This is a genomic window from Paenibacillus sp. MAHUQ-63, assembly GCF_028765165.1.
In the GTDB taxonomy this organism is placed as follows: Bacteria; Bacillota; Bacilli; order Paenibacillales; family NBRC-103111; genus Paenibacillus_E.
This window is the reverse complement of record NZ_JARADB010000004.1, coordinates 454091-467431: the sequence shown is the minus strand read 5'-3', so window position 1 is coordinate 467431 and position 13341 is coordinate 454091. Positions and strand designations below refer to the sequence as shown.

Here is a 13341-nt window from a genome sequence, read left to right as displayed (position 1 = left end):
TAACCCTCATCGTCCTCGTCAGAACAACAAAAAGGATCAATTGCAAGGAACGCAACTGATCCGTAAGTTTTACATCTATTCGGCCACGAAAGGACTGACATGGACGGCGCAAACCTTGAAGCCTGGCATTCGACACGTCGGGTCCAAAGCATCGTTCGTAATTTTGTTGACGTTCTGCGTGTTCCCCCAATGCATCGGGACGAAAACGGTATCCTCACGAATGTCGCTGCTGTAACGGCACCGCACATAGATTTCCCCCCGCTTGGATGCCACCTTCACTAATGCAGCATCTTCAAGGCGGTACTTTCTCGCTGTTTTCGGGTGAATTTCCATGAACGACTCGACATCTCGCGCTGCCAATGAATGGCTTCTTCTTGTTTGCACACCTGTCAAGTAATGGGTAAGCACACGGCCTGTGGTCAAGTATAAAGGGAACGCATCGCTAATACGCTCTTGTGGCAAATGGTTCGCCACCGAAGTCAATAGCGCTTTGCCGTCCGGCAGCGGGAACGAAGCTTCGAACAAGCGGCGCTGCCCCGGGTGCTGCGGCTCCGGACACGGCCAGTAGATGCCCTCCTCTTGGCGCAGACGCTCGTAGGTGATGCCGTAGTAATCCGCAACACCTCCTCGGCTTGCCAAACGGAGCTCGTCAAAGATGTCTTCGGCATCTTGATATTGGAATAACGAGCCCCTCCCCAAGGAGCCAGCCAACTCGCATAATATTTGCCAATCATGCTTCACCTCGCCCGGAACGGGCTGGGCCGATTCTCTCAACAGCACACGTCCTTCCAGATTGGTGAGTGTTCCCCCGTTTTCCAGATAAGTGGAGGCAGGCAAAATCAAGTCAGCAAGCTGCGCGGTTTCCGAAAGGAGGAAATCGGCGACAACGAGGAAATCAAGCTTTTTCAAGCCCTCTTCTACAAAATTGGCATTCGGATTGGATACGATCGGGTTGGATCCCATGACGAACAAGGCGCGAATCTCCTGCTGGTGTACCAATTCCATCATCTCATAGGCGGAGACGCCTTTCCCCGGAAGCTCGTTCGGATCAATCCCCCATACACCCGCTACATAAGCTCTGTCTTCCGGATTCTCGATCAGCCGGTACCCCGGCAATTGATCCGCCTTCTGGCCGTGCTCCCTGCCGCCCTGACCGTTCCCTTGTCCGGTGACGGCCCCGTAGCCGCAGCCCGGCTTGCCAATTTTGCCGGTGAGCAGAACGAGATTCAAGAAATTACGAACCGCCATATGCCCGTCTGTCTGCTGCTCGACGCCTCTGGCCGTGAACACCATGCCGGTCGCCGCTCTCCCGTAAGCCAATGCCGCTTGTCGGATTAACGTCTCAGGTACCCCCGCTAACTCGCTAATCTCCTTCATATCAAGCGATTCCAGGTGGGTTTTGAGCTCTGAGAAGCCATTCGTCCGGTGGTCGACGAAGTGTTGATCGACAAGCCCTTCTTCCAACAGCACTTTCAGCATGCCGTTGGCCAAAGTCGCATCCATCCCCGGTTTAACCCGCAAATGCAGATCCGCTATCCGTGTAGTCCCGGTCTCCCTCGGATCGATGGCAATGAGGAAGGCGCCTTTCTCTTTTGCTCTTGTCAAATAAGGCATTAAAGTCGGCTGGCACTCGGCAATATTCGTTCCCGCCAGTAGAAGGCATTCCGCCATCTCGATATCGGACAGCTGGTTCGTTAAACCGCGATCGATTCCGAATACCTTTACGCCAGCCGATGCAGCTGCCGACATGCAAAATCTTCCGTTATAATCGATGTATTTGGTTTGAAGGGCAACGCGCGCGAACTTGCCCAACAAGTACGCGGATTCGTTCGTTAAGGAGCCTCCGCCATATACACCTACCGAATGTTGGCCATATTGATCACGAAGGTTATGGAAATTACGCACGATATGCGCATAGGCGTCCGCCCAAGTAACTTGGACAAACTTGCCATCAATCTTCATCATCGGATGCAAGATTCGCTCGGCAGTGAGCGCATGCTGATAGGCATTCATCCCTTTGATGCATAACCGTCCCTCCGAAGCTTGATTCGGCTTCGGAACTACGCTGTAGGACGGCACGCTGCCTGCTGCCGCCACCTCTTCAATGACTTGCATTTTGCACTGTACGCTGCAAAATGGACACTGCGTGTCCATGACACGCTTCACACCTTTTGGTTCCGCAATTAGACTCATAGACTCACCTTATTAATGCAGCTGCTGGCTGCGTATTTGCTTGATGATCCGTAGATACGGCCGTTGCCAGACGCATTCTGGCCAGTAATGCTGCACGGAGATAGGGGTTAAACAGCCCTTCGCGCAGCTGCACGATGCCTAATCGCTCAACCCATTGCGCCGACGTTTCACCGTAATTGGCCTCTTCCCTGTACCACTGCAGGAATGCCGCCGACATCTCCAACACCGCCTCCTCAGAGGACTCCATACATAGCAGCTCGCCCTGCCGGAGCTTAGTTCCGGAGCTGCCGCCGACGTAGATTTCCCATCCGCCCGGGCTGCCGGCAATGCCAAGATCTTTGGCCAGCGTGCCTGCCCGGTGCAGAGTGCTCGCAGATACGGCGACACTGACGAGAGAAGGCATTTGCAAATGTTCGATGGCCTGCTCCAGCCTTGCGCCCAAACGAACGGAGTCTTGAAGTGCGCTGGTATCATAGCCTATACCCGCGCAAGTGGAGACAGCCGGAATTAATTTGCCATAGAGCGGCAAAGCGGCAGCAGGCTGCCCAAGCTCAGAGCGGATGGAAGCGACATGAGACTCTTCGATGCCTAGAAGGTTCAAATGCGTCCCGCTCGTCAGCTTCGCCAGCGGAATATCGTATTTGTCGATGACGTCCGCGATCTGTCTTAGCTGAGCAGCGTTCGTCACACCGCCATACATACGAGGAATGATGGCGGTGGTGTTGTTCGCTGCCGCGCTCGCAGCAGCGTCTGTCCCCCGGGCATCGGCTTCCCGCGCCAGCCCGATGTAGTAGTGCAAAGCCGGACGGCATATCGCACACCCGTCCGACAGCCACCCCAGCGCCGACATTGCTTCGCGCGCTGTACCGAAGCCGGAGCTGCGCACGGCTGCGCGCAGCTCTTCATGACTGTGCGACGTGCAGCCGCACACCGTTGCTTTCTGTGCGGCAGGCGCATCCTTGCTCTGCAGCGCCAGCTTCAGCATCGCGGATACGAGCGGCTTGCAGCCGCCGCATGTACTCGATGCCCGCGTGCATGCGCGAACGTCCTCGACCGTCTCGCAGCCGCCCTCAAGGACCGCATCCATGATCGCGCCTTTGCTCACGCCGTTGCAGGAGCACACCGTTGCCGTTAGCGGCAGCGATTCCGCAAAGGCATCGTCCGCGCCGCCGGCTGCCGACTGCTCCTCCAGTACGGAGACGTCCGCCTGCCGTTTAATATACCCGAGCAGCTTATTGCCTTCGCTGCTGTCGCCGAACAAGACGGCACCGACGATTTTATTGTCACGGATTGCAATTTTCTTATACGTGTTGCGAACGCCGTCAATGGCTTTTACCGCCGTCGTAATCTCGGCATCGCGAATTTCGCCGGCAGAGAATACTTCTACCCCGGATACTTTCAGCTGCGAATACAGAATGGACCCTTCATAAGGTTCAGTATCGAGGCCGCAAATTGTTCTCGCAAGCACTTTGCCCTGCTCATATAAAGGCGCAACCAGACCGTACACCATGTTGCGATGCTCCGCACATTCCCCAACCGCATAAACGCCGGGAACATTCGTTTCCATATAATCATTGACCATGATCGCACGATTGGTCTCGATGCCGCTGTCCGCCGCAAGCTTGATATTCGGGCGTACCCCCACCGCGATAACGATTAAGTCGGCTTCCACCTTGCTTCCATCCTTGAACAGCAGGCCTTCCACGCGCTTCTTGCCGAGAATTTTCTCCGTTTGCTTCTCGAGAAGGAACCGCATGCCTTGTTTCTCCAGCTCTTTGCGAAGCATGCCGGCGGATGTCGGCGTAAGCTGGCGTTCCATCAAATAATGAAAAATGTGTACGACATGCACTTCCATACCCAGATTCAACAATCCGCGCGCCGCCTCCAACCCAAGCAAACCTCCGCCGATCACAACGGCTTTCTTGTACGACTTGGACGCTTCCAACATTTTGTTGCAATCGTTGATGTCCCGGAATGCCGTAACTCCCGGTTTATCCGCTCCGGGCAGCGGCAGCATGAAAGGCAGTGAACCGGTTGCCAGGATAAGCTGATCGTAAGCGACGATTCTTCCTGATTCACTGATGACTTTACGCCCCGCCGTATCGATTTGGATGACCGGATCTCCTGCATACAGCGTAATGCCGTTATCTTGATACCACTGCCAATCGTTAATCGTAATATCCGCGATGGACGTATCCCCTTGAAGCACCTTGGACAGCATAATGCGATTGTAATTCGGATGCGGCTCGCTACCGAATATCGTGATTTCGAATCGGTCTGGCGCAAGCGCTATAATCTCTTCGATGCAGCGGACTCCGGCCATACCGTTACCGACTAGTACAAGTTTCTGTTTCCCCATGTATGATTAACCCCCACTCACTTTCCCATGTGCTGCAGATGGGATTCATCCTTTAGAACGCACTGCGGTTATGCCGCAGTGCTCTGTTTATGTAAGGCCAGACGTTTGGTTGCCAGATTCATCCATAAACAGACGAAAGCAAATACCATGAGCAGGATGAATCCGAGCGTATACGTCCCCGTCCAATCTTTAATCAGGCCGAGCACGATCGGCGGAAAAAATCCGCCAACGCCGCCGGCGGCACCGACAATCCCGGTCACGGCTCCCGTGTTGCCCGTAGATACCTCCGGCACCATTTTGAACACAGCCCCGTTGCCGATACCCAGTAAAGCTGCAGCGGCCAAACAGCCGGCGCTGAAGGCAGCGAACTGATGCAGCGATGCGGCCATGGTCAGCGAAGTGGCGATGAGACCGGTGAAAACGAACACCAGCACTTTGCGTGAACCGGCGCGGTCCGCCATATAGCCCCCCAAGGGGCGAATCAGCGTTGCGATAACGACAAAGCCCGCTGTCTTCAAGCCCGCATCCGTGGCGGATAGTGCAAACAGCTCCTTAAGAAATGTCGGCAGGTAAGCTCCGAATGCTACGAAGCCGCCGAACGTTAGGAAATAAAATATCGATAAGTACCACGTGGATTGTTCTTTAAGAACGACCATCGATTGCTTCAATGTTTTGGGCTGCGCCGGAGCAGGCAGATCCTTCGCGCCGAGCAGGAAGACGACCGCTACGGCGATGATCATGATCGCTAAGCTCCAGAATACCCAAGGCAAGCCGAAGCGGTTGAACACGATGGGCAGCGTGTAGCTGGCAACCGCTCCGCCCAGGTTCCCGAGCCCGGCTAGCCCAAGTACAAGGCCTTGGCGTTCCGGCGGAAACCATCTGGAGACATAGGTCAAGGAAATCGCGAACGTCGTACCTGCCATCCCGATGAATACGGCGCACAGCAGCAGCCACCCATACGACTGCACCCAACCGGCCGCTCCCAGTGGCAATGCAAGAAACAGCATCGTGATCGTGAATACGCGTTTACCGCCGAAGCGGTCCGTATAAATCCCCATTGGAATCCGCAGGATTGAGCCTAGCAATACCGGCGCTGCGATCAGCAAGCTTTTCTGTATGGTACTCAGCTGGAATTGTTCCTGAATCTGACCCGCAATCGGCGAAAATACGCTCCAAATGATGAAGGAAGCCATCATGGCAAATGTCGAAAATCCAAGCGCTAGATAAGATCCGTTGTGTCGCATATGACGTATCCATTCCCGGCTAAGATGCCAGAATACTTTCTTCTGGAATGTGCAAATACATCTCTCCGCTCGCCTCGTCGATCTCCACTTGGAACGAAGTTACACAGCCGTCATCCGGCGCTTGAACGAGTCCGTCATGCAAATCGATCTTCCAGTCATGAAGCGGACAATACACATGGTGATCGCAAACGATTCCTTCGGAAAGCTTACCCGCTTTATGCGGGCAGCGGTTCTCGATCGCCTTCACGACACCGTCGGAGAGTTTGAACACGGCGATCTCCAAGGTCCCAATACGAACCACGCGCGAGCGTTTTACAGCAATCTCTGACATATGGCCAACATGTACCCGTTTCATAGACGTCATCCTTTCTTATTTCAAAATCGTCTCAGCCGCTTGTTCCTCCATCGGCAGGAACGTTTGGCGCAGCGATTGCTGCTCAATAATTTCTTTCCAAGGATCTTTCATTAAGCTTAGCGTCTTATTAATGCGTGCATTCAAAGCATCTCGATCCGCCTTGTTTTCCAAAGCTGCTTTGATCGTGTCTAAGCCGATACGTTCCAGCCACTCGGATGTTCGTTCATTATACTTGCCTGTCTCGCGGTAATATTGCAGGTAAGCCCCGGACCACTCCAACACTTCCTCTTCCGTTTTCACTTTGCACAGCAGGTCGGTTCCGCGAAGCTTCGTTCCGCCGTTGCCTCCGACATGCAGCTCCCAACCGCCATCGATGGCGACGACGCCGAAATCCTTGATGGTGGCCTCCGCACAATTCCGGGGACATCCGGATACGGCCATCTTCACTTTAGCCGGCGTATACAAGCGTTCGAACTTTTTCTCGAGCTGAATGCCCATGCCGATCGCGTCCTGCGTGCCGAAGCGGCAAAATGTCGAGCCTACGCACGTCTTAACGGTGCGCAGCGATTTGCCGTAAGCATAACCGGACGGCATATCGAGATCCGCCCACATGCCCGGGAGATCTTCTTTCTTCACGCCGAGCAAATCGATGCGCTGGCCCCCTGTGACTTTCACCAGCGGCACCTCGTACTTCACGGCAATTTCCGCGATTTTCTTCAAATCCTGCGGTGTTGTGACGCCTCCGTACATTCTAGGTACAACCGAATAAGTGCCGTCTTTCTGGATATTCGCATGATTGCGCTCGTTCACGAAACGGGATTCTCGCTCGTCTTCATGTTCTTCCGGCCATACCATGCCCAGGTAGTAGTTGAGCGCTGGGCGGCACTTGGAGCAGCCCTCCGTATTCGACCATTCGAGCACGTTCATCACTTCCTTGGTCGTCGTCAGCCGCATGGAGCGAATGGCTTCGACAACTTCATCGCGACCAAGTGTCGTACAGCCGCAGATTCCTTCTTTGACGGTTTGGACTCCGTCGGCACCAAGGACATAGGTCAGCACGTCGGCGACAAGGGGTTTACACCCTCCGCAAGAAGCGGAAGCTTTGGTGCAGGCTTTGATATCATTGACGCTGGAGCAGCCTTTCTCCTGAATGGCACTCACAATCGCTCCCTTCGAAACCCCGTTACAGCCGCAGACGATTTCATCGTCGCTCATGGCCGCAACCAGCTCTGCGCCCGACTTCGTCTTACCTCCGGCTTCGCCCAGCAACACCGTCTTTTCTTTGCCGGTCACGTCCTCGCCGCCCCGGATCATCGCGAACAGCCTGGAGCCTTCGCTAATGTCGCCGAACAACACAGCACCGATGACTTTGCCGTCACGGATAACGACCTTCTTATAGATGCCTTCGAAATCATCTTGAACGCGCACCGCCCGTGTTCCCGGTTTATCCGCATATTCACCGGCGGAGAATACGTCTACTCCGGACACTTTCAGCTTCGTCGAGACGACCGATCCTTGATAGCCGTCGGTACGAACGCCTGCCAGACGCTTGGCGAGCACGGCCCCTTGCTCATAGAGCGGTGCGACCAAGCCATAAGCAACTCCTCGATGTTCCGTGCATTCGCCGATGGAATAAATATGCGGAACGCTCGTTTCCATGAAATCGTTGACTACAATTCCTCGATTGATCTCGATGCCGGCGCCTTTGGCAAGAGCGACGTTCGGGCGAATTCCGACAGCCATTACGATCAGATTGGCTTCCACTTCCGTACCGTCGGTAAACCGGAGGCCGGTTACGCGCTTTTTACCCAAAATAGCCTCGCTGTTCTTCTTCAGCAGAAATTTCATGCCTTGTTGCTCCAGTTCTTGCTGAAGCAGCATCGATGCGGTTCGGTCCAGCTGCAGATTCATTAAATACTCGTTAATATGAACGACCGATACGTCCATGTTCAGATTCAGCAGCCCGCGCGCCGCTTCAAGTCCGAGAAGTCCGCCGCCGATCACGACGGCCTTCTTATATGTTTTGGCGGTTTCCATCATCGCCTCGCAATCCTTGATGTCCCGGAAGGCGATAACGCCTTCCTTGTCTGCGCCGGGCAGCGGAAGCATGAAAGGCAGCGAGCCGGTGGCAAGGATCAATTCATCGTAGGACACGGTGATTCCGCCATCCGTACTGACCTGCTTGCGGGACGTGTCAATTTTGTTGACACTATGTCCCGAATGAAGCGTAATATGATTCTCTTCGTACCAGGACCAATCGTTAATCACGATATCCTTCATATCTGCATCGCCGGCTAGCACGGATGAAAGCAGAATGCGGTTGTAGTTGGGATAGGGTTCTTTACCAAAGATTGTGATCTCATATTGGTTCGGGGCAAGTTTGAGCAGTTGCTCGAGGCAGTTGACTCCAGCCATTCCATTACCGACAAGTACAATTTTCTTCTTCATATTGCTACACGCCCCTTATTCAGATTAGATAACATCTTATGTTAATATTATTGAAAAACATCTAAGAGTAGTTGAAAAATGAACTATGTGTAATGATTTCTGACACGATTGCTTGTTACTACTATACTTCTCTTCGCTGTACTTTTCAACAAAAATTTGGATATTCATTGTGAATTCGTACAGACACCCAATAAAAGACGAACATTAACTCATTATTTTCAATTTATTATTCGTATTAATTAAATATCATGAAGGTCACCCTTCCATTCCACAAGAAATGTTTCCTGACATGAATTACTAAGAATCTAACACAATCCAACCTGCCCTTCAAGAAAAATATATCGCAGAACGATTTAATTATATAGAATTTTATGGTAAGCTATAAGAAATCGTTATTTGTTATCACCTTGTACGTTAGTTTATATTACATGTAACGAAAGCGATTCGCTTTACACTCTCAAACAATGGAGGAATTCCTATGATTACAATTCGCCGATACTCTGCACTGGACACGGATGATTTATGGAGAATTCATTTACTCGTCATTTCCGAAGCCAATGTCGAGCCTACGCATCAGCATTATCACGACATCCTCCACATTCCTGAACAATACTTGCTGAATGGCGGGGAATTTCTAGTCGGCATGGATGACCGCGGCGTCATTCTTGCCATGGGAGGCCTTAAGATTCTCGAGAACGGTAAAGCAGAAATCAAACGGCTTCGCGTGCACCCAAGCTACCAGCAGAAAGGCTACGGCCAGCAGATTCTCTCTCGCTTGGAAGCGAAAGCCAAGGAGCTCGGCATCCGCCACCTCATTCTCGACACGCTGAATAATCAGCTGGGCGCCCAGAAGCTTTTCGCCAATAACGGCTATCAACAGAAGGGTCCCGCGATCATCGACGGCTTTAATGTCCTGTTATATGAAAAAGTTCTCGCCTAACCTAGCATCTTCCCTATACAAATAAAGAGGCTTTTCCATCCGTCACGGCGTGACCGATGGAAAGAGCCTCTTTATTTCGCTTAAGATGTTCTATCCTTCATCATGATTGTTTACAATCCGACAACGGGTTTCGAGCAACATTTTACATGCTATGCGTTATTCTATGAATAAGATCGATCTGAAATCTATGAAAGAAGGTGGACAAGGAGTGGCTCACATTGGAATCAGCGATGAAGAATTGTTGATGCTGCTGTCCCCCGCTGCCGATCAGCCTGCAGGCGAACTCGAAAAACCGAAGCTCACTATGAAATTGCTCTATGAGCTGATTAAGAAGCTGAAGCAAGAGAATATTCAACTCTCCGAACGAGTTGCCGAATATGAGCTCAAGTTGGACATTCTGCTTCAAACGAGAGAAGAAGTTGCAAGCAGCCTCGAACTGCCTGCCATAACCGAGCCTGAAACCGCGATGCTGCCCATCTCGCTCGAGCCCGCTCTGCCACAACCCATGTACACGCCGCGTTCCAAACGTCACGTATCACCGCGCAAACAGTCGATCGGTGCCTTGCTCGTTAGAGCGTTCATGAAATTGTTCGCCCGGCGGCGCAGAGGATATCCCTCCAGGTATCGCTCCCTCTTTTAAAATACCGGGAAAGTTGATAGGGACGAGCGCTGACTCCTTTCAACGATTTGTTCTTCTTCTGTCAGGTGAAAGAAAAATAGGCCGCATTATTTGCGGCCTACTGTTTCGTGCTGGATTTCATACTCCAGATCCTTCTTTATTTTATCCGGCATCTGCTCAGGCTTGCTGCCGAACCACTTCGTGTACACGGCTTCATACGTCCCGTCTTTACCGATCGCTTCGATGCCTTTGTTGACTTTGCCAATGTATTTATTCCGCTTCTTCGCCACGACCGCATACCGTTCTTTATTGAACGCCTCTCCAACCTTCTTCACTTGTCCTTGCGCCTTGTCTTTAAGAAAGTCGGTCGCATTCCGCTCATCGAATATGGCTGCGTCAACGGTATTGTTCTTCAATTCGTTATACACATCGGCAATATTGGAATAACTCCTGATTTTGGCCCCTTGAATTTCACCGGCGTAATTGTAAGCGGTAGAGCCATTCTTGGTCGCAACAACTTTCTGAGCCAAGTCGTCTTTCCCTTTAATCACACCGTTATCCTTGGAAGTGAGAATGACTAATCCTGTTTGAAAATAGGGACTCGAATAGTCGAAGTTATTTTTACGTGCATTGCTTACCGTCATCCCGGCAATAGCCAAATCGACATCACCGGACTTGACGCTCTTGATCAATTCACCATGTTCCATGGGGACGAGCTCGTACTTGATATCCGCTTTCTTCGCAATGGCTTGCCATAATTCCACCTCGAAGCCCTTTTTCTCCCCTGCCTCCATGTACGTGAACGGGCGAAAGTTTTGCTCGATGCCGACTTTAATCGTTTTGTTATTTCCGCACGCGGAGCCGGTCATCATGACCAATAGCGCGATCATCAGCGTCATGCCGCGCTTGGCTCGATTTCCAACACTCATCGATTATATACCCCCCTTATCATATCAACGGTATTATTTGTTAATCGATGAGAGGTTATGCAGCTATAACACGACGTATAGCGATAAGCTGGAACAATAACTAGATGATGTTATTCTTCCGGGCTATCCAATTCGCCATTTAATTGATCGGCGTAGGCCCGAATCAAATCATAATCTTGATCATTCTCTGTTTCCGCTGTTCGTGCCGTTATTTCCCGTTGAGTGCTCCATGTGCGATCAATTTCATCCTGCATCCTGCCCACCTCCTTATTCAGTTGGGGATAGGTTTTCCTAATTCATACTGGTTATTCATACCTGTCCATTTGGCGGGGAAAGACTCTAACTTCAACTTCTAACCATGAGCAACAAGTACGTATAGTAGAATTAGGAAGCATACCAATACCGGAGGAGGATATTCCATGATTGTCGCTGAGGACATCTACAAAGCTTACGGCATGGACAGAGATTCATTCATCGCCTTTATGAAATCACGCAGCCAGGATACTGCCATTCATGCGCTGGGCATTGATTTCGTTGAACTTTCAGCCGATCGCGTCGTCATGTCCATGGCGGTCGGACCGTCCACCCATCAACCGGCGGGCATTTTGCATGGCGGCGCTTCCGTGCTTTTGGCCGAAACCGCCGCTTCCATTGCCTCGGAACTCAATATTGCCGAGAAAAATAAATACGCTGCTGTCGGCCTCGAAATTAACGCCAACCATCTTAGGAGCAAGCGGGACGGGATGGTCACGGCTACCGCCACCCCGATTCATATAGGCCGAAGAACGATGGTCTGGGACATTCGCATCACCGACGAGAACGATCAGCTCATCTGCATTTCACGGTGTACGGTTGCCATTGTAGAGAAAAGATAAGCCAACAGCCCGCTATTCTTCGTCGTATATCATTTTCACTGTCATCCCGCCGTCGATGGTCAGATTCTGACCAGTAATGAAGCCTGCCTGCTCACTGGCTAAATAGAGGCAAGCGGCAGCAATGTCTTCCGGCTTGCCTACCCGGCCAACAGGATGCTGGCTTTTATCTGTCTCGGAATGAACGATACTGCCCTTGGGCGAGTTATAATGCCAATCTCTGACTTCTATCCAACCGGGAGAAATTGCATTGACGCGAATACCATAGCCGCCTAAACTTATCGCCATCGCATGGGTCAGCGCGGAGATCCCGCCTTTGGAGGCGGAGTACGCTTCGGTGTTGGGTTCCGACATCACAGCCCTTGTGGATGATAGGTTTATGATTGCGCCTCCCCTCTTCTGCTCTTTCATGAGGCGTGCAGCAGCTTGAGAGCAGAGGAAAGCGCCTCCCAAATTAACGGAAATAACCCGGTTGAATTGTTCGGCGGTTAGATCCAATACATCCGCGTTATGCATAATTCCGGCATTATTAACCAATACATCGATGCCGCCTAAATCCGAAGCTGTGCGCTGCATCCATTGACTTACTTCCGCCTCGTTCGCCACGTCAACTTTCATGTATTTCGCGTCATTCGTATAAGGACGCAGAAGCTCAAGTGTTTCCATCCCGGCATCTTCATGAACATCCGCAATGGAAATGCCATACCCTTCCCGGGCAAAGGCAACCGCGATGGCTCTCCCTATGCCTTGTCCGCCGCCTGTTACAGCCGCAACTTTACGCAATCCAATCACCTCTACCTCTTCTTTTTAGCCAACATTGTATCATTATAACCGAATATTTATTGGTCGGATGACAAGAACTTTATTCTGTGACTCTTCACTACAATTTATAAAACCCATTTCACCATTAAACACGCCAACCCTACCATTGTAACCATCACGCCACCAAAGCGAGTTGACCATACATACAAACTAGAAGGCTCTGTCGCATCGTTGGATTTCCAACTTTCCGTAACATTCCAAATCATTGAAGGCTTGAATAGCATCAACAATCCGCAAATAACAAGAAAAATGCCGAGAAAGCCCATTACGTTTCAACCTCCTAACAGTCTTTTACTTTCATACATCTGTACTTAGGAAAAGTTACGAAACGAATTGCTAAACTTAACGATACCGGAGCACAGCGCGGCGAGTTGTGCTCTGGTTATTGGGCTGACATAGAGCACTAAAATTAAGTTGCCACTCAGTATAACGCGGCTGCCGATCCATGTCAGCAGCCGCGTCTTATTACTTGATTTAACTCTTTTAAAAAATTCGGTTAATGAAATATAGAGCGGGTCCGTTTGCCGTCAGCCTTCGATGCTTGTCGATTTCACTAAATC

General features: G+C 51.4%; 12 protein-coding genes. 3 read left to right on the top strand and 9 right to left on the bottom strand.

From position 1 onward, the window contains the following. Nucleotides 1-75 precede the first annotated feature (75 nt). The 5 genes from nasC to nirB (PUT07_RS25445) form a co-directional block, all read right to left on the bottom strand. Nucleotides 76-2193 carry an assimilatory nitrate reductase catalytic subunit NasC gene (gene nasC / locus PUT07_RS25465; RefSeq protein WP_274471530.1) on the bottom strand — a complete coding sequence of 706 codons (2118 nt, stop codon included), beginning with the start codon at nt 2191-2193 and terminating at the stop codon, nt 76-78. Nucleotides 2194-2197: 4 nt separating this feature from the next. Beyond that, a complete protein-coding gene (nirB, locus tag PUT07_RS25460; protein WP_274471528.1) occupies nt 2198-4552 on the bottom strand; it encodes a nitrite reductase large subunit NirB in 2355 nt (784 codons plus the stop codon). 68 nt (nt 4553-4620) lie between these two features. After that, complete coding sequence (locus PUT07_RS25455) at nt 4621-5796, bottom strand: MFS transporter (protein ID WP_274471527.1); 1176 nt, start codon at nt 5794-5796, stop codon at nt 4621-4623. A gap of 19 nt (nt 5797-5815) precedes the next feature. After that, nucleotides 5816-6151, bottom strand: a complete 336-nt coding sequence (nirD, locus tag PUT07_RS25450) for a nitrite reductase small subunit NirD (protein WP_274471525.1) — start codon at nt 6149-6151, stop codon at nt 5816-5818. A 15-nt stretch (nt 6152-6166) separates the two neighbouring features. Continuing rightward, nucleotides 6167-8599, bottom strand: a complete 2433-nt coding sequence (nirB, locus tag PUT07_RS25445; RefSeq protein ID WP_274471524.1) for a nitrite reductase large subunit NirB — start codon at nt 8597-8599, stop codon at nt 6167-6169. Nucleotides 8600-9077: 478 nt separating this feature from the next. Here nirB (PUT07_RS25445) and PUT07_RS25440 point away from each other — a divergent pair, with 478 nt between their 5' ends. Together PUT07_RS25440 and PUT07_RS25435 are read left to right on the top strand one after the other, a co-directional pair. Continuing rightward, entirely contained in the window at nt 9078-9539 is a 462-nt protein-coding gene (locus tag PUT07_RS25440) for a GNAT family N-acetyltransferase (protein WP_274471523.1), read from the top strand. Between the two features lie 208 nt (nt 9540-9747). Further along, nucleotides 9748-10179 (top strand): hypothetical protein, encoded by a 432-nt coding sequence (locus PUT07_RS25435; RefSeq protein ID WP_274471521.1) that lies wholly within the window; start codon nt 9748-9750, stop codon nt 10177-10179. Nucleotides 10180-10265: 86 nt separating this feature from the next. Here PUT07_RS25435 and PUT07_RS25430 read toward each other — a convergent pair whose 3' ends face one another. Both PUT07_RS25430 and PUT07_RS25425 read right to left on the bottom strand, forming a co-directional pair. Beyond that, complete coding sequence (locus PUT07_RS25430) at nt 10266-11087, bottom strand: transporter substrate-binding domain-containing protein (RefSeq protein WP_274471520.1); 822 nt, start codon at nt 11085-11087, stop codon at nt 10266-10268. Nucleotides 11088-11197: 110 nt separating this feature from the next. Continuing rightward, nucleotides 11198-11341 (bottom strand): hypothetical protein, encoded by a 144-nt coding sequence (locus PUT07_RS25425; protein WP_274471519.1) that lies wholly within the window; start codon nt 11339-11341, stop codon nt 11198-11200. Nucleotides 11342-11569: 228 nt separating this feature from the next. Here PUT07_RS25425 and PUT07_RS25420 point away from each other — a divergent pair, with 228 nt between their 5' ends. Further along, nucleotides 11570-11962 (top strand): PaaI family thioesterase, encoded by a 393-nt coding sequence (locus PUT07_RS25420; protein WP_274471675.1) that lies wholly within the window; start codon nt 11570-11572, stop codon nt 11960-11962. 12 nt (nt 11963-11974) lie between these two features. Here the strand turns inward: PUT07_RS25420 and PUT07_RS25415 are convergent, their stop codons facing one another. Together PUT07_RS25415 and PUT07_RS25410 are read right to left on the bottom strand one after the other, a co-directional pair. After that, the gene (locus tag PUT07_RS25415; RefSeq protein WP_274471674.1) at nt 11975-12742 is read right to left on the bottom strand and encodes an SDR family NAD(P)-dependent oxidoreductase; all 768 of its coding nucleotides are present in this window, start codon (nt 12740-12742) and stop codon (nt 11975-11977) included. Nucleotides 12743-12846: 104 nt separating this feature from the next. Then, on the bottom strand, nt 12847-13047 hold the full coding sequence (locus PUT07_RS25410; protein ID WP_274471518.1) for a DUF6199 family natural product biosynthesis protein: 201 nt from the start codon (nt 13045-13047) through the stop codon (nt 12847-12849). Nucleotides 13048-13341 lie beyond the last annotated feature (294 nt).